Source organism: Leptospira yasudae (assembly GCF_003545925.1).
GTDB classification, from domain to species: domain Bacteria; phylum Spirochaetota; class Leptospiria; order Leptospirales; family Leptospiraceae; genus Leptospira; species Leptospira yasudae.
This window is the reverse complement of sequence record NZ_QHCU01000004.1, coordinates 475,957-498,395: the sequence shown is the minus strand read 5'-3', so window position 1 is coordinate 498,395 and position 22,439 is coordinate 475,957. Positions and strand designations below refer to the sequence as shown.

20 protein-coding genes are annotated in these 22,439 nt (G+C 45.9%); 4 read left to right on the top strand and 16 right to left on the bottom strand.

Annotated elements, in window-relative coordinates; genetic code table 11:
- Positions 1 to 32: 32 nt before the first annotated feature.
- The 5 genes from DLM76_RS13880 to recN form a co-directional block, all read right to left on the bottom strand.
- Positions 33 to 2,231, bottom strand: coding sequence for an ATP-dependent helicase (locus tag DLM76_RS13880; RefSeq protein ID WP_118955730.1), 2,199 nt, complete (start codon positions 2,229 to 2,231; stop codon positions 33 to 35).
- A 2-nt stretch (positions 2,232 to 2,233) separates the two neighbouring features.
- Entirely contained in the window at positions 2,234 to 5,122 is a 2,889-nt protein-coding gene (locus DLM76_RS13875) for a BamA/OMP85 family outer membrane protein (RefSeq protein ID WP_167450771.1), read from the bottom strand.
- 60 nt (positions 5,123 to 5,182) lie between these two features.
- Positions 5,183 to 5,632 carry an ExbD/TolR family protein gene (locus DLM76_RS13870; protein ID WP_118955732.1) on the bottom strand — a complete coding sequence of 150 codons (450 nt, stop codon included), beginning with the start codon at positions 5,630 to 5,632 and terminating at the stop codon, positions 5,183 to 5,185.
- A gap of 3 nt (positions 5,633 to 5,635) precedes the next feature.
- Positions 5,636 to 6,241 (bottom strand): MotA/TolQ/ExbB proton channel family protein, encoded by a 606-nt coding sequence (locus DLM76_RS13865; RefSeq protein WP_118955733.1) that lies wholly within the window; start codon positions 6,239 to 6,241, stop codon positions 5,636 to 5,638.
- Positions 6,242 to 6,354: 113 nt separating this feature from the next.
- On the bottom strand, positions 6,355 to 8,061 hold the full coding sequence (gene recN, locus DLM76_RS13860) for a DNA repair protein RecN (protein ID WP_118955734.1): 1,707 nt from the start codon (positions 8,059 to 8,061) through the stop codon (positions 6,355 to 6,357).
- Positions 8,062 to 8,617: 556 nt separating this feature from the next.
- Between recN and DLM76_RS13855 the strand changes: the two genes are divergently transcribed.
- The 3 genes from DLM76_RS13855 (at position 8,618) to DLM76_RS13845 (ending at position 10,561) form a co-directional block, all read left to right on the top strand.
- A complete protein-coding gene (locus tag DLM76_RS13855) occupies positions 8,618 to 9,322 on the top strand; it encodes a histidine kinase (RefSeq protein WP_118955735.1) in 705 nt (234 codons plus the stop codon).
- Entirely contained in the window at positions 9,312 to 10,082 is a 771-nt protein-coding gene (locus DLM76_RS13850) for an SDR family oxidoreductase (protein ID WP_118965542.1), read from the top strand. Before DLM76_RS13855 ends, DLM76_RS13850 begins: the two co-directional genes overlap by 11 nt.
- 179 nt (positions 10,083 to 10,261) lie before the next feature.
- Positions 10,262 to 10,561, top strand: coding sequence for an ArsR/SmtB family transcription factor (locus DLM76_RS13845; RefSeq protein WP_000031888.1), 300 nt, complete (start codon positions 10,262 to 10,264; stop codon positions 10,559 to 10,561).
- 27 nt (positions 10,562 to 10,588) lie between these two features.
- Here DLM76_RS13845 and rfaD read toward each other — a convergent pair whose 3' ends face one another.
- From rfaD to queG, 8 genes are all read right to left on the bottom strand, one after another.
- Positions 10,589 to 11,560, bottom strand: coding sequence for an ADP-glyceromanno-heptose 6-epimerase (rfaD, locus tag DLM76_RS13840; RefSeq protein ID WP_118965541.1), 972 nt, complete (start codon positions 11,558 to 11,560; stop codon positions 10,589 to 10,591).
- 14 nt (positions 11,561 to 11,574) lie between these two features.
- Positions 11,575 to 13,332 carry a UbiD family decarboxylase gene (locus tag DLM76_RS13835; RefSeq protein WP_118965540.1) on the bottom strand — a complete coding sequence of 586 codons (1,758 nt, stop codon included), beginning with the start codon at positions 13,330 to 13,332 and terminating at the stop codon, positions 11,575 to 11,577.
- Complete coding sequence (gene mutY / locus DLM76_RS13830) at positions 13,329 to 14,456, bottom strand: A/G-specific adenine glycosylase (protein WP_118965539.1); 1,128 nt, start codon at positions 14,454 to 14,456, stop codon at positions 13,329 to 13,331. The genes DLM76_RS13835 and mutY overlap by 4 nt, the downstream gene beginning before the upstream one ends.
- Positions 14,457 to 14,578: 122 nt before the next feature.
- Positions 14,579 to 15,565, bottom strand: coding sequence for an adenylate/guanylate cyclase domain-containing protein (locus tag DLM76_RS13825; RefSeq protein ID WP_158586391.1), 987 nt, complete (start codon positions 15,563 to 15,565; stop codon positions 14,579 to 14,581).
- Positions 15,562 to 16,392 carry an oxygen-binding di-iron domain-containing protein gene (locus DLM76_RS13820; protein WP_118965538.1) on the bottom strand — a complete coding sequence of 277 codons (831 nt, stop codon included), beginning with the start codon at positions 16,390 to 16,392 and terminating at the stop codon, positions 15,562 to 15,564. Before DLM76_RS13820 ends, DLM76_RS13825 begins: the two co-directional genes overlap by 4 nt.
- Before the next feature lie 68 nt (positions 16,393 to 16,460).
- Positions 16,461 to 16,829 carry a response regulator gene (locus DLM76_RS13815; protein WP_118965537.1) on the bottom strand — a complete coding sequence of 123 codons (369 nt, stop codon included), beginning with the start codon at positions 16,827 to 16,829 and terminating at the stop codon, positions 16,461 to 16,463.
- Positions 16,826 to 18,871, bottom strand: coding sequence for a PAS domain S-box protein (locus DLM76_RS13810; RefSeq protein ID WP_118965536.1), 2,046 nt, complete (start codon positions 18,869 to 18,871; stop codon positions 16,826 to 16,828). The genes DLM76_RS13815 and DLM76_RS13810 overlap by 4 nt, the downstream gene beginning before the upstream one ends.
- A 67-nt stretch (positions 18,872 to 18,938) precedes the next feature.
- Complete coding sequence (queG, locus tag DLM76_RS13805; RefSeq protein ID WP_118965616.1) at positions 18,939 to 19,871, bottom strand: tRNA epoxyqueuosine(34) reductase QueG; 933 nt, start codon at positions 19,869 to 19,871, stop codon at positions 18,939 to 18,941.
- Between the two features lie 20 nt (positions 19,872 to 19,891).
- On the opposite strand from queG, the gene DLM76_RS13800 reads away from it, so the two are divergent.
- On the top strand, positions 19,892 to 20,284 hold the full coding sequence (locus DLM76_RS13800) for an LIC_11502 family protein (protein WP_118965535.1): 393 nt from the start codon (positions 19,892 to 19,894) through the stop codon (positions 20,282 to 20,284).
- Positions 20,285 to 20,368: 84 nt separating this feature from the next.
- Here DLM76_RS13800 and DLM76_RS13795 read toward each other — a convergent pair whose 3' ends face one another.
- From DLM76_RS13795 to DLM76_RS13785, 3 genes are read right to left on the bottom strand one after another with little or no spacing between them, the layout of a single operon-like run.
- Positions 20,369 to 21,286, bottom strand: a complete 918-nt coding sequence (locus DLM76_RS13795) for a DUF350 domain-containing protein (RefSeq protein ID WP_118965534.1) — start codon at positions 21,284 to 21,286, stop codon at positions 20,369 to 20,371.
- A 9-nt stretch (positions 21,287 to 21,295) separates the two neighbouring features.
- Positions 21,296 to 22,054 (bottom strand): type I methionyl aminopeptidase, encoded by a 759-nt coding sequence (gene map, locus DLM76_RS13790; protein ID WP_118955745.1) that lies wholly within the window; start codon positions 22,052 to 22,054, stop codon positions 21,296 to 21,298.
- A 6-nt stretch (positions 22,055 to 22,060) separates the two neighbouring features.
- The gene (locus tag DLM76_RS13785; protein ID WP_003008197.1) at positions 22,061 to 22,255 is read right to left on the bottom strand and encodes a hypothetical protein; all 195 of its coding nucleotides are present in this window, start codon (positions 22,253 to 22,255) and stop codon (positions 22,061 to 22,063) included.
- Positions 22,256 to 22,439 lie beyond the last annotated feature (184 nt).

Genomic DNA, 22,439 nt, shown 5'->3' with positions numbered 1-22,439 from the left:
TCGGATTTTAGAGGGGCAAACTTACCCCTTCCTTATAATTTCTCGAGCGGGGTGTAGGCAACAAAAAAGTTCTTCTCCACGTTTCCGAAGCGGATTCCAACCTTGGTGTTTTTTTCCTTTCCGGAAACGGATACAATCGTCCCGATTCCGAATTGCTTGTGTTTTACACGGTCCCCCGGCTTGAGAAAGGCGTTATCCGGATTCGGAGCTTGGGAAAAACCGGAATCAAATTCTTCTTCCACGACTTCGCGGATCTTAGAAGCCAAAGGCGGTCCCTGCGGTCTTCGAGCAGTGCGCTCCCGAGCGGTGTAACCCCGATCTCCGAAACATTCCCGCGGAACCTCGGATAAAAATCGGGACGGAATCCGATCTTCCACCTTACCGAACTTGCGGGAAGTTCTGCAATAACTCAGATAGAGTTCCTCCCGCGCGCGGGTGAGAGCTACGTAGAAAAGTCTTCTTTCTTCTTCGTCTCCGAAATGAGAATCTTCCAAGCTCATACTGTGAGGAAACGTGCCCTCTTCCAATCCGGACAAAAATACGATTTTGAATTCCAATCCCTTCGCGTTATGCACCGTCATCAGGTTCACGTAGTCGGTCAGTTCTTTCGTGTCTTCCTCGCTGGTCAGAAGACTGATCTGATTCAGATATTCCTCCAAAGAGGGAGAATCCGAATTTTTTTCGTATTCCTCAATGGAGTTCACGAGCTCCTGAAGGTTTTCCAGTCGCGCGATCGATTCTTCCGTTCCCTCTTCCTTGAAATGGGACATGAGTCCGGATCGATTCAAAAGTTCTAATGCGATTTCCGAAGGCGCGGAACCTTTCTCCGATTTTTCGATCAGATCGTTGAAAAGATGATAGAGTTCTTTCCCTTTTGCTTTGGCCGCTTTTTTGAGAGGAATGTCCTCTTTTCCGAGCGTTTCCAAAAGAGAAATTCCGTTTTCCAGGGAGAATTCACGGATCTTATCGATGCCGGAATCACCGATTCCTCGCGGGGGATAATTCACGATTCGTAGTAAAGAAACGCTGTCGAGCGGATTGGAAACCACGTTGAGATACGCGATAAAGTCCTTGATCTCCGCACGATCGAAAAATCGAAAACCCCCGAAGATCTTATACGGGATCGCCAACTTGCGCAGGGTTTCCTCGAAGTATCTGGATTGGGCGTTCGTTCTATAGAATATTGCAATATTCTTATATTCCGTTCCCGAAGAATATGCCGAGCGAATTCGCGTTACTACTCCGTGCGATTCCTCTGACTCGTTTTCGTACTCGTTTAAAACGACGGGAGAACCTTCCGGATTGTTCGTGAAGATTTCCTTTTGCTTTCTCTGCGTGTTGTTCGAGATGACTTTCGACGCTGCGAGAATGATGTTCGAAGAAGAACGGTAGTTCTCTTCGAGTTTGATTACGACCGATTCGGGAAAATCCTTTTCGAAGTTGAGAATGTTTCCGATGTCCGCTCCTCTCCAAGAATAGATGGACTGATCGTCGTCGCCCACGACGCAGAGATTTCTTTTTTCTCCCGCGAGAAGAAGAACGAGTTCGTATTGGACCTTGTTCGTATCCTGATACTCGTCGACCATCACGTATTCCCATTTGTGACGATACTTTGCGATCGCATCCGGCGACTTTTGAAAGAGCTGAACCGTTTTCCAGATGAGATCTCCGAAGTCGAACGCGCGGCTCGCGTCTTTTCGTTTTTCATATTCTCTGTAAACGGCGGAAACCGTTTTTGAAAAATCGGTGCGTCCTTCCTTTTCCAGATACGCTTCGGGAGACAACATCTTGTCTTTGAGTCCGCTGATATAATTTCCGAGCATGGAAGGTTTGTAAAATTTTGGATCGAGAGAAAGATCCTTCACGACTTGTTTGAGAAGCGATTCCTGCAAAGTCGTATCGTACACGGTAAAACCGCTGTCAAAACCGAAGAAAGAAGCTTCTCTTCGTAAGATATAAAGACAAAGAGAGTGAAAGGTTTTGATTTGAAGATTGGCGGGGATAAACGGAACGAGACTTTTGACCCGTTCCAACATTTCCGCTGCGGCTTTATTCGTAAAAGTCACCGCGCAGATCCGGTCGATTCCGTGATTGACGAGAAGATTCGCGATTCTATGCGTAATGACTCTGGTTTTTCCGGAACCCGCGCCGGCCAAGATGAGAACCGGACCGGAAACCTGAAGAACGGCTTTTTTTTGTTCTTCGTTTAATCCAACTAAAAGAGGATCCACGGTTAAAATCTATAATCTCCGATCCCGAACACAAACTGAAATGCGTTGTCGGAATCGAATTTCGTAAACGGATGTTCCGCAACCCCCGTGTATTTCAACTTCTGCGCGAAGTAAATCCGGAGCGGAAGAACCGGGATCTGAATCCGAAGACCGATCCCCCAGGAGAATCGGAATTTATCCAAAGCGACGTTATTACCCGAAAGAACCAGGTTGGCCGGGTTGTTGAGTTCCTCATACGTATAATCCGCTTTGCGCAACGCACTGAGATTGTAGTGGTTCGTGAGCGCGTATCCGACCGGATCCTTGAGCTGTGCTTCCCGGATTCGCTGATCGTATGTCGTAAAAAGATCTCTTCTCACACCTTGGGCTCGATTGACCTCCTCATACAAGGCTCCCGCGTCGAAGAAAGCGACTAACCAGAGTAAGGTGGGCTCAATCGGAAAACGAATTTCCGAACCGAAGATCATACGGCTCGCGGCCCCGTCCCGCCACTCGGCGGGATATTTCGCGTCGTTGTAAAACCAACCGCGGAGGGATTCGTATCCGCCCAAGAATTGCAAATCCTGCAACTGAATATACGGATTTTGAATCGGGTCCTGTTTTCCGTAATACGGAACTCGTTGGAACGTGAAGAGAGACGAACTTCTGAATTCCTGCACGACTCTCCAGCGTCTCAGAGCGTTGTTTCTAAACAAACCGAAGAAGCTGTAATCGAACCAGGTATGATAGTATTCCGCAAGAACGCGATATTGGTCGAAGTGGGATTGCCCGCCTAACGCCTGTCCGACGTTGTCCATCTGAAAGAGAAGATCGTATCCTTGTGTAGGGTTGAATACGTTGTCCCGAATATCATACGCGATCCCGTTCGAAAGTTGCGAACGGAACTGCCAACCTCTACGAACCTCGGCAAGAACCTGATCCGAAACAAGGGAGGAAGGATTCGTCGAAGCGTAAATACTCGGAGAATATCTATGAAAATGCGTCCAGTTGATGAAGATCCTATGACCGATCCCCACCGTAAAACCGACCCCGTCCCTGGAATAAATCGCCTGTTCCTTGATGGACTGCTGGTTGTTGTTTTCCGTAATCGAAACGGCGCCCACGTTGTAAATTCTCGAAGAATAAAAAAGCGAAAGAGAAAGAGACCAAGGTTTATTGTAGAGCCAAGGTTCCGTCCAAGTAATCTGAAACAATCTTCGATACGGACCGAATTCCAGACGTCCCGAAATTTTTTGACCGGTTCCATTCAGGTTGTTTTCCCCGACTTCGGTAAAGATCGAAAATCCGGTGATCGTTCCGTAACCGCCCCCCATGGAGACCGTGCCTGTCGGTTGTTCTAAAACTTCGATGATGAGGTTCATCTTGGTTTGATCCGAACCCGGTCTCATGTTGAAGTTGACTTCCTTGAAATAGCCGAGGTTATAAATTCTTTCCCGAGAACGGTTTACGAGAGTGGAATTGAAAAGATCCCCTTGTTTGAAAAGAAGTTCGCGTCGAATCACTCGATCCTGGGTCTTCTTGTTTCCTTTGATGATTACGTTCTCCACGTAAGCGAGGTTGTTCTCGCGGATGTTAAAATCCACGTGAACGAATTTTTTACCGTGCAACTCCGGTTTGGTGTTGTAGAGCTGGCGAAGGCGTTTGACGTGAAGCTGCGTATATTCGCTTTCGCAAATTCTTCTTTCCTCTTCGGACTTTCTGCTGTAGCAATTCTCGTAATACTCGATATTTTCGCGATCGAGAGAGATCACCTTTCTGCGCGGAATGACCTGAGCGAACAGATATCCTTTCGAACTGTAGAGTTCGTTCATCGTTCCACGGTCCCGCATAAAACGAGTCTCGTCGAAGATGACTCCGATGTCCCCGTCGCTGTAATCCAAATTCTTTTCGATTTCTTTAGGGGTGAAAAGCGGTTTAAAATCATCCTTCGGAGTTTCGGGCGGATTCTTTTCCTTGTTTAAGAAGAGAGGGCGCCCTTCTCCGTCCAAGGACATATCGTGATTCAACGTATAACCGTTGAAGAAATAAACCTGACCTTCGGAAATCTTGATGTTTACGATGATAACGCGTCTGTCTTTTTTCTCGGGATTCTCCCAGTGAATCTCCCAGTTCGTACCTTCGCGCATGAGTTCGGCGTCGAGGTAACCCTTACTCTTGAGATAGGCGATGATCGTGTCCTTATCCTTTTCAAACGAGGACTCTTTGAAGTTTCCTCCTTCGAACACGCCTTCTTCCTTCATCTCCATCACCGAAAGAAGTTCCGATGTTTCCACGGATTCGTTTCCGTAGACGTTGATCTTGGAAACGGGAATCTCTTCCCCTTCGTCGATGATAAAACGAACGCGAACCAAGTTCGTCTTCGGATCTGGTTTGCCGAGTTCCACTTTTACGTACGCGAGAAAGAATCCTTCGTCCCTGTATTTCTGAAGAATCAAATCTCTGGATTTGGTGATCTTTTGGGGTGTGATGACTTCGTTGTCTTTGAGAGGAAGTTTGTCGCGCAAGTCGGCGGGAAAAACTTCGTCGGCTCCGACGAACTCCACGTCCCGAACCCGCGGTCGTTCCTTTAAGTCCACGATAATGCGAACTCCGTCCTGCACGTCTTCCGCTTGGATGTCCACAAAGTAAAAGAATCCGGAGTTGAATAAGGTCTTTAAGTCTTTATCGAGAACTTTTTTGGTAAGGGTTTTTCCGACCTTCATGTCGAGCATGGACTCGAGGTCGCCGTCGGGAGTGTTTTTGTTTCCCTTGAATTTGATTTCTTTGACGACCTTGCCGATGTAATCGGTTCGCTTGGAGAGAAGCTGAGTCAGTTCGCCCGAATAGAATAACAGTCCTAAAAGAATTGCTAATACGGATCCTTTCAGAGTTAAGGAGAATATTCTTTTCAAAGTAAAAGACAAGCCACCAGATATATGTTTACAGAACCAAACCGTCTAACCGAAGATTGTTTATTTTTCTCCGGAACCCGTTTGTCTAACCATGGCTAGGTTAAACTTACTCACTCCCGCCTCGTTTACCTTATCGATTACTTTGATCACGGTTTGATAGCTCGCCGTTCCGTCCCCGCGGATGATGACTCGATTTTTACCGGGTTCTCTTTTATCCGCAGGTCCGAGAAAGACGTTGATCTTTTCGGTGAGTTTTTCCAAAGGAACCGGATCGGTGTCCTTATCCAGAAAAATCTTTCCGTCCTTGTTGACCGTAATTACGAGTTCGTCCTTTTTCTTTTCCTGCGCGGTGGAAGAAGAACGCGGAAGTTCGATCTTCATCACCGTCGATTTTTCCAAAGTCGCGTTCATCAAAAAATAAATGACGATAAAAGAAATAACGTCGATGAGAGGAGCCAATTCGATTTGGCCTCCTCTGCTTGCGGAAGATCGGAACTTTCTGAATTTCATAATTTATTTCAGATATTTGAGAGCCTGACCGGAAAGGTTTTCCATTTCGGCTATCGTATCTTCCTTTTTCTTTTGAAAGTAGTTATAAGCAACGTAAGCCGGAATCGCGATTGCAAGTCCCATCGCGGTCGTAATCAAGGCCTCGCTGATCCCCACTTCCGCCCCTCTGGTTCCCGATCCTTCTTCAAAGGAGCGAATGATCCCGAGAACGGTTCCTAAAACTCCGAGAAGAGGAGAAATCGTCGCGATCGTTCCGAGTCCGGAAAGAAAACGTTCCATCTTCAGAATCTGCGCAAAACCTGCGGATAGCATTTCATCTTCTGCGGCATCCGAATTTTTACGGGAGGATTCGATACCCGCTTGGAGAACGATGGAAGCGGGACCGTTGTTGATGCCTTTGAGATAATCGGCTGCGGTGTCCCAATTTTTTTGACGGAATAAATCTTTTACGGAGCGCCAATCGTCCGGTGTGATCGGCTTCCACTTAGAGAAGTAAATCAGTCTTTCAATGATGATGGTAAAACCGATGATGGAAACTAAAACTATGATAATCGGTACGGATTCCGGAGGAATCGCAGAAATTAGAGAATCGGACTTGGCTAAAAACATTTGAATAAAATTCTCCCAGAAGTAGAGTTTAAAACTCTCTTGTGGCTGCCAAACAGTTTTCTAATCTGCGTGCCTCCTTTTTACAGGGATTCCAAATGAAAAAACCCGCACCGTTAGACCGCCTGTTTTTTCAGCAATTCCTTAGCGTGTTCAAGAGCGCCTTTTGAAACCCTCTGACCCGAAATCATTCTCGCAAGTTCCAAAGTTCGTTCTTCTAAACTCAAGAATTCCGCTTTCGAAAAAGTCCTACCGCCTTCCACGGATTTGCTGATTTTCAGATGATCGTTTGCGGCGGATGCGATCTGCTGCAAGTGAGTGATCAAGATCAGCTGGTGATTGGCCGCCAAGTTTCTGAGTTTGCGGGCCACATCGATCGCGATCTCTCCACCCAAACCGGAATCGATCTCGTCAAAAATCAACACGCGCAGATTCGATTGATTTCCAAGAATGGAACGGATCGCAAGCATTACTCGGGAAACTTCTCCGCCGGAAGCGATCTTACGAAGCGGTCTCGGTTTTTCTCCCGGATTCGGACTAAAGTAAAACTCAAGCTGATCCAGACCGGATTCGTTTACGATATAACTCTTGCCGGAGGCCGAAACTTCTCCCTCGGGACTCGGTTCCCAGCGGAGAACGACTTGCACGGCGGCGCCCGGCATTCCGAGTTGTTCGAGTTCCGATTTCAAAGAAGACTCGAATCGGATCAAGGATTCTCTCCTTGCTTTGGAAAGTTGAATCGAAAGAGAACCGAGTCGGGAAGTCACCTTTTCGATTTCGGTTTCCATAGATTCTTTGTTCTTGGAATTCTTTTCCATCGCTTCGAGTTCCTGTTCCGCTTTGTTTTTGCAGTCGAGAATCTCCGAAAGATTGGAGCCGTATTTCTTTTTCAGTTTGGAAATCAGATCCAAACGGGATTGAACGAATTGAAGTCTGTCCGGAGAGAAGAAGATCTCTTCCTTCTCATCCAAAACGGAAGAATTGATCTCCTTGAGTTGGATGTAAATCTCCTGTAACGAATCCAAGGTCTTGCCGAAATCGGGTTGAATCGATTTGATCTTTTCCGCGGCCATCAAAAGTCTCGGAAACGAAGGGAGAATCGCGGATTCGCTGTCGGCAAGATAGGAAGACAGAATTTCGTAATTCTCCGCAAGAAGTTCTCCGTGCGCAAGGAGATGTTCCTCTTGGACTAGACTTTCTTCCTCTCCGTCTTTGAGATCGGCTTCTTTGATCTCCTTGATTTGAAAGTTGAGAAATTCGATCCGTTTGAATTTTTCCTCTTCGTTTTTACGAAGTTCCTCCAAACGTTTCTTTAAACTTCTGTAAGTAAGAAAACATTCCTTCACTTCGTTTCGAAGAGGAATCAAACCCGCGTGCAGATCGATGATATCGAGCTGTTCTCCTCGATCCAAAAGAAGAATCTGATCGTTCTGATTGTGAACTTCCGCGAGCAATTCTCCCAAACCGCGGAGCGTCGTGGAAGAAGCCAAAGATTGATTGATGAGAATCCGGGACTTTCCATCTCGGCTGCATTCTCTGTGAAGCGTAAGTTCTTTGGATTCGTACGGGAACCCTTTCTCCTTCAACCATTCCAGCGCCGCCGGATTTTTAGAAAGATCAAAGGCGCCCTCTAACACATAACGCGGCGCCCCGGTTCGAATTTCCATCGGGCTGCTTTTCCCTCCCAAAAGCGAGGAAATCGCGTCCAGGATCAGAGACTTTCCGGCGCCGGTCTCACCGGTGATCACCGTCATTCCTTTTTGAAAATCGATACAGGCTTCTTCGATAAGAGCGAAATCTCTTATATTCAGTGTCTTGAGCATAGGTTCCTCTAAATACTAAACAAATTATACCCTTCATATAATTGCTATACAAATGATTGCAATCATTTTTTACCCGAAATTGAATTTTATTTTTCCAAGACGCAGAATCGGATTCGTATTCCCTTCTTCGCCTAACGAAACGACCGAAAAAGAAAATCGTTGGAACCAAAAGGAAATCGGTTTTATCACTTAGCGTTCGAACGAACGGGTCGAGAACGCGGAAGAAAGATCGATTCCTAAGAGCAATTCCCTTCTTATAAAAACGAAGGAGCCTATGTATCAAATTCAAATATGAAGAATTTAGAATGGAATCTTTTGTGAACCTCTGAGAAAAACATGCCGACGATAGGTTATGAATCCGGTAGTCCCTTTCTGTTTTAAAAAGAATTCAGAAATTCTAACGATCGGAACGGAGAAAGGAATCGTTCCGAATTTTTCTGATTTATCCGATTTTTAGAATATCGTAATTCTGGAATTTGATTGATTCCATCTCTTTATGATCGAAACTGACAGGGAAATTTGTAGCGTCCGGTATACCGCGGGGATTTAAAGAAATATGGCAAAAAGTTTTCAAGACTTAGATCAAAAGCTGTCCGAACTCATTCAAACTCGTTCCCGAATCACGGTTCAATCCTCCCGGATGAACTCCAAACTTGAAAAATACGTTCTCCGAATTATTACGGAAATCTTAACCAAGGTCGGCCAAACCCGATACATCGAGATGTTGTATACAATCACCAAAGAGATGTCCATCAACGGAGTGAAAGCCAATCAGAAGAGGGTCTTTTTCGAAGACGAAGGATTGGATATTCGAAATCCTGAACATTATGAAAAAGGAATTACCGCTTTTAAAGCGAAGTTCTCCGAGAAGATGGCGGACGAATATGGCAAGCGATGTCTTGCTCGCGGCATTTCTGTAAAATTAAACATTACTTATACGAACGAAGGTGTTGTCGTCGAGGTAACGAATAATACTCCCGTAATTGAAGAGGAAGAGGAACGGATGCGGGAGAAGATGAGAAAAGCGATGGGTTATAACGATATCGCCGAATTCTACATGGACAATATGGACAACACGGAAGGCGCCGGATTGGGAATCGCTCTGATTATGATTCTATTAAAAAGTGAGAATATAGATCCGCACCTATTCCGTATCATGACTCACGAACACCAAACGATTGCAAGAGTCGAAATCCCGTTTTCGGAACGTTATATAAGCATTAGAAGCAAAGAATTAAAGGAAAATAATCTTGGACATTAAAGGGAAAACAGTACTTGTAACCGGTTCCGCAGGCGGACTTGGAAAAGCGATGGCGGAGCATTTCGCCAAAAAAGGGGCAAAAATCGTCCTTTCAGACATATCTGAAGAAAAACTGAAAGAAGCCGAAAACGACATCAAAGCTTTAGGAGCGGAAGTATTCTCTTTCAAAGCGGACGTATCCAAAGAAGAAGATGCAGAAAAGCTTATGCAGTCTGCGGTAAAACATTTCGGAAGTTTGGATGTCGCAGTATTGAACGCCGGAATCTTAAGAGACGGTCTTCTCGTAAAAACGGATAAGGAAACGGGCAAAGTCGTTTCTAAAATGTCCTTATCGAATTGGCAATCCGTCATCGACGTGAATCTTACCGGAGTGTTTCTTACGGGAAGAGAAGCGGCGATCCAGATGATCGAAAGCAACAGCAAAGGTGTTATCATTCCGATTGCGTCGGTTGCGATGCACGGCAACCCGGGACAAACGAATTATTCCGCCGCAAAAGCCGGTGTTGCCGCAATGACAAAACTGTGGGCAAAAGAGTTAAGTAGATACGGCATTCGTGTGGCAGGTATTGCGCCCGGATTTATAAAAACAGAAATGGTTATGAAGGATATGAATCCGGAAGCATTAAAAAAATGGGAAGCTCTTATACCGATTGGTAGATTAGGAGAACCTTATGAAATCGCGCTCACTGCTGAGTTCATTGCTAACAACGATTTAGTGTCCGGAGTTGTATTAGAAATATCAGGTGGAGTAAAAATTTAATCGGAAATCATTTTTTTAAGAAAAGAACTTTACACTAAGATAAAATTATAATACAATAGACCGTAATTTACCGAATTGAGATTTACTAGTTTAACAAAACTGAATGGACTTAAAACGGTAAAGCGAGTCTAAAAAGAAAAGCATCTTCTTCTTTTAGAAATAAAAAAAAGAGTAAAACAATGTCTAAAGAAAAATCAGCATTAAAGAAAAACCAGTTGGAATCGGCAATTCGCGGAATCAAGGGGATCGCTCACCCAGACCGTCTGCAGATTCTTTTCTTCCTATCTCAGAAAGAACACAGCGTAGGTGAACTTGTGGATTTATTGGGAATCAGCCAATCTGCGGCTTCTCAACACCTGAGCAAAATGAAGATCAACGGAATTCTTTCCAGCAGAAAAGAATCCAACCAGGTCTTCTACTATCTGAAAGACGGAAAATACAAGGATCTGATCCGTACGATCGTAAAAATCTACGGTTAATCCTTAAAAAATCACTTTCAAAATACGTTATGTACCCTCTTCCTCATCGAGGAGGGTTACATACTCCCTCACCGCATCGCTCAATTTCGTAAAACCCTCGCTATAACCCGTTTTCAGCAGTTTCGTCGTATCGGCACAGGTGTAGTATTGATACTTCGCTTTTAAGGATTCGGGCATTTCAGTATACTCTATGTTCTTAGGAAGTTTCAACGTATCGAAGATCGCGGAAACCAGATCGTTCCATGTTTCGGCGATTCCCCTCCCGAGGTTGTAAAGACCGCCGTGACCGCCAAACGCCAGATAGGCGGTGATCTTTGCCGCGTCCTTCGCGTATAAAAAGTCGCGCTTCTGTTCCCCGTCCTTATATTCGGGCTTGTAGGATTTAAAAAGACGGATCTTTCCCTCTTTTTTAATCTGCTCGTATCCTTTCAACACGACGCTTCTCATGTCTCCTTTGTGCCCTTCTCCGTAACCGAACACGTTGAAGTATTTGATTCCGGTGATTCTATTGAGAAATCCCTGTTTTTGCGCGTAGAGATCGAACATATGTTTGGAATATCCGTACATGTTCAGAGGTTTCAAAGAATCGATCGAAGCCTTGTCGTCGTATCCGTTCGCTCCGTCTCCGTAGGTCGCGGCGGAAGAAGCGTAAACGAAACGCAATCCGTTCTTTAACGATTCTTTCGCGAGCAGCTTTGTGTATTCGAAATTGTTTTCGATCAGGTAGGAAGCGTCCGTTTCCGTGGTCGAGGAACACGCTCCCAAATGAAACAGAATATCATAATCTTTTAATAAGTCGGAACGAACCGCAGATTCGAGGAAACGATCCTTTTCCAAATAGTCCGAATATTTTTTACCGAGCAGATTCTTCCATTTGGAGGAAGTTCCAAGATGATCCACGACGAGAATCTCGTCGATTCCTTGTCTGTTGAGTTCTTCGATCAGATTGGAACCGATCAGCCCGGCTCCTCCGGTTACGATGCACCTTTTTTTCGTCATAGGGTTCAAATTTCCTAAAGTGAGTCTATCAGTCTACCAAATCTATCGTCGACCTTTCGGATCGTTTTCGGGTCCGCTTCCGTCAAGGGAGGATACCAGGTTTTTATTCTGCAGTCGACTACGACCGGAGGATACAGCGCCGGATGATTTCGGATTAATTTCGTATCGGCGTAGATATCTCCTGCGGGTTCGAATCTCGTAAAGATCGACCAGATAAAGTCGTGATCGCTTTTAGTCGCATCCTCCGAATCATCCACGATAAAAACGAAAAGAAAATCTCGGATCGATTTTTCTTTCAGAAGTTTCGCGGGAACTCCGTCCTTAAACTTATACTTCGGCCCGGAAACCACTAAGACTCCCGGATACGGAACCTTCGGATCGGTAAAGGAAGAATTCGCAAACTTGCCTCGGAAAATCGTTTTGAGATCGTTCTTCTTTTTACCCGATCCCAAAAGAATCGCCTTGCTTCCCTTGTTCACTTCCGGTCCGGTGTAATCCAGAGTATCCTGGGAAATGTTCGAAAAGATATGAAGGTCCGTAACAGGATTCATTCTTTCTAATACGCTAATAAACGTTTCTCTAAAGTTTTTGAGCTCCACGTTTTGATCCGTGACGAGCAACACCTTCGTCAGGGACAACTGCCCTTCTCCCAAAATCCGCAATGCTCCGGTAAACGCTTCTCCTTGGTATCTTTCCTGAACGACCGCAGCTGCAAGAGAATGTACGCCCGATTCTTCGTACGCCCAGACGCCTTTTACCGCGGGCATTACGACCGGAAACATAGGAGATAAAAGATCCTGAAGATATTCCGCGATCCAGTGATCCTCTTGCGGAGGACGGCCAACCACGGTCGCGGGCCAGATCGCATCCTTTCGATGATAGATTTTTTGAACCTGCACGATCGGATAATCGTGCTTCAACGCATAATAACCGTAATGATCCCCGAACGGTCCTTCCGGCTTTCGGATCTTCGGCGGGATCACTCCTTGAATCATAAAATCCGCGTCGGCAACGATCGGAAGAGGAGAAACGTTCGAATCGCGTTTTACTTTAAGCTTTTCACCTAACAATAACGATGCGAGAATGAGTTCGCTGATTTCTTCCGGCAAAGGTGCCACCGCGGCGATCGTCAATCCGGGAGGACCGCCCGCGTAGATATGAACGGGCAGAGCCTGTCCCTGTTTTTCGGCTTCGTAGTAATGATTTCCGCCGCCTCGATGAATCTGAATGTGCATTCCGGTTTCCATCGGACCGTGAATCTGAATCCGATACATTCCCAGATTTCCCTTTCCGGTTTTGGGACTTTCCGTATACACCAAGGGAAGAGTCACGAAGTTTCCCCCGTCCTTCGGCCAGGATTTGATCGTCGGCAGTTCATGCAAAGAATCTAATGTGTTTTCCAGAACGGGGGCCGTGCCGACCTTTTTTAATCCGACTTTCAGCGTTTGAAACGCGATGTTTCTCAGCCCCCAAATCTTGGAAGGGGTCGGAGGCAGAATGTGTTGAATCGTATGAGCGATCTTTTGTACGAATCGAACCGGATCTTCTCCGAACGCGATCCTCATTCTGTTTTCGGAACCGTAGAGATTGGTCGCTACGCTGAAACGAGAACCCTTTACGTTTTTAAAAAGAAGAGCGGGGCCTCGTTTGGCGACGACCCTTCTTTGAATCTCGGCGAGCTCCAAGATCGGATCGACCTCTTCCTCGATGACGAGCAGTTCCTTTTGTCTTTGCAGTTCTTGTACGAATTCCGCAGTGGATCTGAGTTTCATGATTTTCCCACCGGAAGTTCCGGATGTTTTTTATTTTTATTTCTGAGTTTGCTCAGTTTGCCGGAGATGGACGAAGGAAATTCTTCCTTGAGTTCCGATTCTCGGACCCATTTGAACTCGACGTCTTTTCGTTTCCGCAAAACGGCTTCCACTGTCTTGCGGTTCTTCGTTTCGAGTTCGCTGAACTTAAGCCGAATCTTATGATTGGTGATCGAATGTCTTGCGTGAATCGCGTTCTTTACGATCCGATCGTCCTCGAAAAGTTCTTCGATCCATTCGTCCGACTCATACGGATGTTTTCCTTCCAATCGAAACGGTAATGAATAAATCGTTTTGAAAAATCTTCGTTTCGGATCTTTCACCAAAAGAAGTTCTTCTTCCGATTTTAAATATAAAAAATTGAGATCCAGATCGATCCAATTCTCCACCGATTTCGGAGCGGGAATTTCCTTTTCCTTTCCCGCAATTCTCGCGGCGCAGCGTTTTTCCAAAGGACAAGCGGTGCAATTCGGAGCGGGAACACAAACGAGCGCTCCCAATTCCATCATCGCTTCGTTGTGATCTCCGGGAGATTCGGAGGTTAGGAATTCCTGCGCAAGGTTCGCAAGAAATTGATTGGTGGAACTCAAACCCGGATCGGACGTGATCAAAAACAATCGGGACAACACTCGCTTCACGTTTCCGTCCAACACCGCATGACGTTTTCCGTATGCGATCGATAAGACCGCGGCCGCGGTATAACTTCCCACGCCGGGAATGGACAACGCTTCTTCGTAGTTTTGCGGAAACGAACCTCGGTGTTTTTCCACGATCAACTCCGCGCCCTTTTTCAAGTTTCTCGCACGGGAATAATAACCGAGCCCCTTCCAATACTTCATGACTTCTTCTTCGCCGGCTTCTTGCAGCGCTTTGGGTTCGGGAAATCTTCGGAGGAAGGCTTCGTAAATCGGAAGCATCGCGTTGACGCGGGTTTGCTGCAGCATAATCTCGCTTACCCAAATTCGATATGCGTTTTTATTGATTCGAAACGGAAGGTCTCGTTTGTTTTTGTGAAACCAGGAAAGAAGATCCTTTCTGAGTTCCGGAAAAAGATTGGAGTCGATGAGATCGGTTGCCGCTGTCACTGTCGTAAAGAAAATCGATTTCTTTACATGGAATGATACGTGGAAGGAAGGTAAATCCCGTTTTATTTCCGAATTTCAATTTTCATTCGAAATCGGATTCGAAAACGCGAGAAAAGTCCGAGTTATTCTCTCGCAAGAACGGGTTGCTGCTTTCCTTGTTTGGCCGGATTCGAGATATGATACTTTCCTTCGGAGAACATGATGTGTTTTCCCTCTTCCAAAGCGTGATACAAACGTTTGAAATTCGGACCCGGCGTCTGCATGGACTGCGGATCTCCCAGATTCTTCTTAATGGAATCGATCGTATAAAGATCGTGACTGCCCACACCTTTGAGTTCCTTCATACCTATATACGCACAATCGAAATAATCACGCACGTCGTTGTAGACCGATTTGGAAACGGTGATCTTTCCGGGTTCTCCGATGTTTTCGATCCGGGAAGCGAGGTTGACCGTATGTCCCCAAATATCGAACGCGATCTTCGTATGACCGACTACCCCCGCGATCAAGGTTCCGGAATGAATCGCGATCCGAAGTCCCCATGCGTCGTCTCCGTCCTTGATTCGTTCCTTCTTTTTCATTTCCGTGTATTCCATCATTTCCAAAGATGCCAGAATGGAATCGAGTTTCGCGGTTCGTTTGTATCCGCCCAAACCTCCCACCGCAAGAAACGCGTCCCCGATGGTCTTTACCTTTTCGATTCTATGTTTGGTGCAGATTCGTTCGAACTCGTCGAAGTAGATCGAAAGTTCTTTTAAAAGTTCGTTCGGACTCATATAACGGCTGATATCCGAAAAACCGACGAAGTCCGTGATGATCACCACCGCGTTTTCGTGTTGGATCGGCCTTACCTTTCCCTTGAGCTTCAACTCTTCGATCATGTATTCGGGAAGAATGTTCTGCAAAAGAACGTCCGCCTTTTTTTTCTCCGCGAGAATCCGATTCCGATCGCTGTTGACCAAGTGATTCATCATCTCCCGCGTGAGAGCTTCCTTGTTTCGATAACGGACGATCCGGCTTAACGCGCGGTAGTAATCCTCTTCCCTTCGGATGATGTCTTCCGGACTTCCGATCGCGATGCTCTTCGCGAATTCCGCCAGTTCGTTCAACTTCTATCTCCTTTTCTCGCTTTTTGGATCATATCGTCCTTGATTAAATCCAGACCGCAGGGAAGATTCCAGAGTTCTTCGATGATCGAAGGAAGCTGTTCTTTGCGGATGATTTGTCCGTGTTGGGGCGCGATGACTTCCGCGTCGAAACTTTGAATCCGAAGAAGCGCATAACGCAGAGCCAGATTGGAAGGAATATAGGCCTGCATGAACGCTTTCATGTTGTCCAAAGCCCTCGCGTCGTGATACAAGGCCCATTCCTTTCCGAGACCGCCTAAAATATCGCTCGTAAAAAGCACTTTCGACTTTACGTCATACGTAATCATCGCTCCGGGAGAATGAGCGAAGGGCGTGCTGATAAACTGCAGTTTCCTTCCGCTCGGAGATTCGAAATCGGTCAACGAGTCCCCGATCCGAACGACGCTTCCCTTTACTCCGTAGTGTTTGATGAGATAGACGGTTCTCGTTTCTGCGACGAGCTGCACTTGAGTATCCCCCCTTAGATCTTCGAAGATGGGTACGTTCGCGCAAAGATCGGGGTCCTGGTGCTGCAGAATGATGGTTTCGATCGAATCCGGCGCGACAAGGGAGAAGATCTTTCTTGCGACCACGGGGAAGTCCGGAATGGAACCGGGGTCGATCAGAATGGTGCTGTCCCCGTTCTTGATCATGTAGGGATTGCAGTGAAGCGATTCCCTTTCGTCGTAGAAACCGATCCAGTATACGTCTTCGGCGATTTCCACCGCGTAATTCGTATCGATTTCAAGCGTTAATTCTCTTTGTATATTCTTTTGACTGTTATCCGGTTGAGCTACTTCTGTTGACAAGTACCGACTCCTATTCTATTCGATCTCAACGATCGTAACGTATACGACTTTGTCGGTTTACAAATATTCTATTTTTCGTATGTAAGAAGAAGCTCTCTGATCTTTTCGACGCTCACAGGTTTGATGAAAATTTCATTCACTCCCGCGATACGAGCCGCTTCAATAATCTCAGGTTCCGAGAAGGCCGTCATGGCTGCAATCGGAATATTAGAATTTTGTGCTCTTATTTTTTTCGTAAGTTCGATTCCGTCTAACACGGGCATTTTGATATCGGTAATAACAACGTCAGGTTGATACTCAAGGAATACGTCCCATGCGATTTTTCCGTTCTCCGCGGAACATACGGAAATCGCAAAACGTTCCAAAAAACGGACCATCATCACTCGAATCAGCTCTTCGTCTTCTACATAAAGAATCTTTAATGCGATTTGTTTCATGGAAGTTCTATCACCATCACCGCGCCCCGCTCGGAATTGTATGCGTAGATGCTGCCGCCCATGTTGTTTTCGATGATGGATTTGGACATATAGAGGCCGATTCCGGTCCCTTTCCCTTGATCTTTGGTCGTAAAGTAAGGCTGAAAGAGTTTGTCCAACACCGTCTTTTCGATTCCTCCGCCGTTATCTCGGATCGTTACGAGTTTTTTATCTTCTTTCATTTCGAGTTCGATCCTGATTTCCGGCTCGGAAGGATGCGTTTCCATAATCGCGTCCCTTGCGTTTCCGATCACGTTCAAAATCACCTGGGAGAATTCATTAGGAAAACCGAATACTTCATAATCGGAAGAAGGATTAAAGTAAATACTAATATTTTGATTTTTTAAACTTTCTTCCACGAGGGAAAACGTTTTATTGATCACCGTTTTGAGCGAAAACCTTTCCTTCGTTTTATTAGGACGAAAATAATTCCTGAAATCGTCTATCGTGCCCGACATCTGCTCGATCAGATTCATGATCTTGTCCGTCGATTGACGGATGTATTTTTCGTCCAGTTCCTCCGCTTCGTAAGCGTATAAGAAATCCTGCACGAACAATCCGATCGCGTTCAACGGCTGTCTCCACTGATGTGCGATATTGCCGATCATTTCGCCCATATCCGCGAGTCTGGAACGAAGAATCATCGCCTTTTCCTGTTCTCTTCGGCTATCGATCTCCGCATCGACCCTTGCCTCCAGACTTCGATTCAATTCCTCCAATGCGTTCGTCTTTTCTTTGAGTTCTGTTTCCGATTTTTTACGCGCCGTCATGTCGCGGATCACGCCGACAAAATACTGATTCTGGTTTTGGAAGAATTCCGAAACCGCGAGTTCCACCGGGAAAACGGTTCCGTCCTTTCGAAGAGCCATAACTTCCCTTCCGATACCGATGATCTTTTTTTCGCCGGTTTCGAGATACCGTTTCAGATAATGATCGTGTTCCGAATGATACGGCTCGGGCATCAAAAACTTGATATTCTTACCGACGACTTCGGTGAAGTTATAGCCGAACATTCTTTCGGCGGCCGTATTGAACATGATGATCGTCCCCTTCGGAGTAATCATGATGATCGCGTCGACCACGGTCTCGAAGATGGCCTGAAAGCGTTCGTCGCTTTCGCGCATCGCGTTGACCGCGAGAAATCTCTGTTCGCTTTCTCGAATATTCTTTAATCCTAATTCTAAGTTTCTTGCGATCCCCGCATACGTAGTCGCTTCCTCTTCGAGAAAATAGTTCTTTTGTTTGGAAAAGATACAAAGAACGGAAGTGAGTTCCCCCACAAGAAAGATCGGAAAAACTCCCATGGACTGATACCCCGCATTTACGCAGATGTCTTTCCAACTTCCGAAATCTTCCTGGGCGGCGATATCTTCCACGATGAGAGGGCTTCCGGTTTTGATCACGCGCAGCGCCGGTCCTAGATCTATGGCCTCGGATTCTTCCTGGAAAGCGAAGAGATTCTCCCCCGCATAAGCGACTTGGAATATTACGTTTTTCCTAGATTCCACCGTTCCGAAGCATACAAACCCGAAATTCTCCTCCGCGACGAGAATCTTGCAGATTCCTCCGTAGAGCTCCTGAACGGATTTGGACTTCAAGATCCATTGGTTGATTTCGTTTGCGATGAGATAGGATCGATTGATTTCGATTTTTCTTTCATCGTCCGTTTCGCCTCGTTCGGCCTGTTCGGGAAGAAGAACCCCTTCTACCTCGGAAACTTCTTCGTCTTTGAAAACCTTTCGAAGAAATACGGATCTCGTCTTGATATATCCGACCTCGGTCGTAAAATCGATCGCGGTGATCAGCTTATCTTTAAAAGCGTTCTTTGCAAATTCTCCGATAAAATCGGAAATGGTTTTTGAAAATCGGAAGGATTCTTCCCGTTCCGCATTCAATTCCAAAAACGTCAAAAACTCAAGATTGGAAGACGTATACGCTCCGCGCTGATTGGTTCGGAAGATGGGTGGTTTGAATTCTTGAGAAGATTCCCAGCCGGAATTCATGGCAAAAACTCGTTCTCTGAAAGAAGAATCAGAGACGACATTCGATCAAACCTCGGGATTTTTTAAATCACTTTTTTGCCATCTTTGCGTTTCTTTGATACATCGAAAAACTCATCCGTGAAATAGCCGAGTCAGAAAAGTTGTTTTTGAATTCGCTTTCATTCAGATCCAGAAGAGAATCGGGATTCTCCCGAAAAATAGAACGTACTCGAAATTCTTCCAGGCGCGTTCGAATCCCTTTTTTCCGGGCTTTTACGCGGTTCCAAGGACAAACATCCTGGCAAATATCGCATCCTGCAACCCATCCGTGCGTGGCCGAAATCTCAGGTGAAGAATCCTCCAAAGTATGATGGGAGATACATTTCCCTGCATCGATCCGATACGGTTCGAGCGCCTGCGTCGGACAAGCGTCGATACAAGCCGTGCAGGTTCCGCATCGATCCTTTTGTTCGATCTGCACGCTTACGATCGGGAGATCGGTAAGTATGACCGTAATAAAGAAGAAGGACCCGAAGTCCGGATGGATGAGATTCGTGTTCTTCGCCTTCCAACCAAGTCCCGCCCTTCTCGCGAGAACCTTTTCCGGCACCGGTAAAGAATCCACTCCTTGTCGGAAATGATGATTCGGATACTTCCGTTTTAGTTCTTGTAGAATCGGTTTTGCAAGTCTGCGAAGAACTCTGTGATAATCCTCTCCGACCGCGTATCGGGAAAATCGAAACGACATCGTTTCCGCAACGTCGTCGTAGTCGGGATCGTTGTAAATTGTACCGAGCGCTAAAACGGATCGAGGTTCAAAACCGAGATTCTTAAAATCCAAACGAAGATCCATGTTCTTCGGATACCATTCCATCTTTCCGTGTCTTCCTTCGGCGACCCAGGTAAGTATGTTCTCCCGATCTTCTTGTGGAATTTTTGCGTCACAAATTCCATACATATCAAAACCGGATCGTTCGATGAGAGTTTTGAATTCGGAAATTATTTCTTTACTTTCGATCATAAATTTGTTATACATCGAGTATGCAAAAAGAATTATCCGAACGTATTAAGTTTCCCAGAACCGATCTCGAATTGATCCCCGATCGTTCCGCTCTCTCTTATTCGGATGTGATCGCAGCGATTCGTCTTACTCTTTTACCTAAGGATAAACTTTCCAAACAAGTCGTGTTCGCATCGGTCGTCGGCGCGCTGAAAGGTTTTGCGGAAAGAGATCTCAAACCGTTTCACGCAAATCATAAATACGTTTTTTCGGAACTCGGTTCCGAAGTCTTAAAGATCTTGGAAGTTGCGGATACCATCGATACGATTTCGAACGAGGATAGAATCAAACTTTTGAAAGAAGCCTTCGACTACGGAATCCGTAAAGTATATCACTTAGAATGGAAACTGTATACGTCTCGGGAAATCTACTGATCCGTCCATATTCAAAACTCGTTTCGAGTTTTTCAAACGTCGTCTCGCTTCTTCGTGAACGCAACACCGTAATCGTCGGACTTGTCACACAGCGTAGAATAGAATTCCCGCAAAGCTGATCAACACGACCGCTTCCAAAATCCCAACCCCTACGTTTTGATCCCGGCTGATCTCTTCTTTGAGAGTGCTTCCCGGTAGAATCACTGCGTCCGTCAAAAGTCGAACCGCAGGAATCACGATCAATCCGAGTATAAAGTCGAGGAAGATCTGAAACAGGGTGTGTTCCATCGAGACGGGGTCTTTGTGAAGGGCTCTCGCGATAATGATCCCAAGAGCGACTAACGCGCCGCTGTAGGAAATTCCGGAAGCGAGATTTTCTTTCTCTTTCAGTTCCAAATCCAAGGAATACGGAACGATCTTCCGATAGGCGAACGTGAATAGAATGAGAGCGATTTGTCCGATGGAAAAAAATAGAATCCCGAGAAGGCTTCCGTCCAACAACTTCTGAACCGGTTCCAAAAGTCCCAGATCCTTCCAGATCGGAAACGCAAGTCCCGCGTTGTCTCCGCTGAGAGAAGCCGCGATGATGATGGAGGAAGCGACGCTGCTTCCGAACACGACCGCGCCTACGGCGACGTTTCTTCCCGAATAAACGAGTTCGTTAAAATCCAAACTGCGGAAGATCAGTTTATCGTTGATGAAGTAGGAAAGATTCAAAAGAAGAATCCCGAGTATTCCGTAATACAAAACTTGAAAGCAATCGGAGATCAAGTCGCTTCCCGGAGAGGATAAGATGACGAGAAGAATTAAGGTGAGTCCGAAATAATAGCCGGACAATCCCGCGGAAACCGCGGTGTTGTTGTTCGCGATGATTTCCTGATCGAGATCTCCCGGTTCGATCCAATCCTTTATTTTTTTACCGATGTAAAAGAGAACAAAACTGATTAAAAAAAATACCGCGTCTCTTCCTAAAGCGCTTAGATAACCGAGTACCGTTTCCATGACACCAGATTAACCTGATACGGTTAAAATTTCATAGCCTTTTTCGGTAACTAGAATCGTGTGTTCGAATTGCGCGGACCACTTGCCGTCCTTCGTAGTTACGGTCCAGTGATCTTCTTTCGAAAAATTCACCTGCCAAGTACCGAGGTTCACCATAGGTTCGATCGTAAAGATCATTCCCGGTTCTAGTTTGGCGAGTTTTCGATTTTGACGGAAGTGAGGAATCTGCGGATCTTCGTGAAAGCCTCGTCCGATTCCGTGGCCCATCAGATCGCGTACGATTCCGTATCCTTTGGGTGTGAGAAAATCGTCGATTGCATTCGCGATATCGTGTACTCGATTGCCGGGTTTGACTTGTTCGATCCCGATGTACATCGCTTTCTCCGTATCTTTTACGAGAGTTTCGACTTCGGGACTTGTCTTACCACCGACGATGAACGTACGGGAAGAATCTCCGTGATAACCGTCCAAGAGCGGAGTCACATCGATATTGATGATGTCCCCGTCTTTTAAAACGTCCGTCGCCTTGGGAATCCCATGACAAACGACTTGATTCACGGATGTACAAATCGATTTAGGAAATCCTTTATAACCGAGCGGAGCCGATTTAGCTCCGTGCTTCTTCGTAAATTCCTCACAGAGATCGTTCAACTGAAGAGTGGAAACACCCGGTTGAACGTGCGCGGAAATATAATCCAGAAGTTTAGCGGCCAGTCTCCCAGCCGCTCTCATTTTTTCGATTTCGCTCTTGTTTTTGATGAAGATCAAATCGAATTAGAAATCAGTCGGGCGGACCGTACTTCTTTTGTTGGATTCAGTACGTTTCACCGCGTCGTCGATCAGTTGATGAATCTTCTCATTCAAACCGTCAATCGCGTCTCCGGAAGTCATAAATCCTTTAGACTTGATATAAGCCTTTACTTTGCTCGTTACGATCAGGGTTTCCTTTTCGACATTCTTTCCAGCCATTGAGTTCTTCCTCTCTGTCTTAGTTTTCTTCTTTTGTGCCATCTTCAATATTGCTCCGGTTCACGGCCGTCCAGTTTGTTTTTGTCCGTTTTCGGTTTCAGTTTGCATTCTTTTCAGAAACCCGGAAAAAGAACAACCTTTTAGAACTTTCCCCTTTGCGACCTTACCTTTGTTTTAAAAAAAA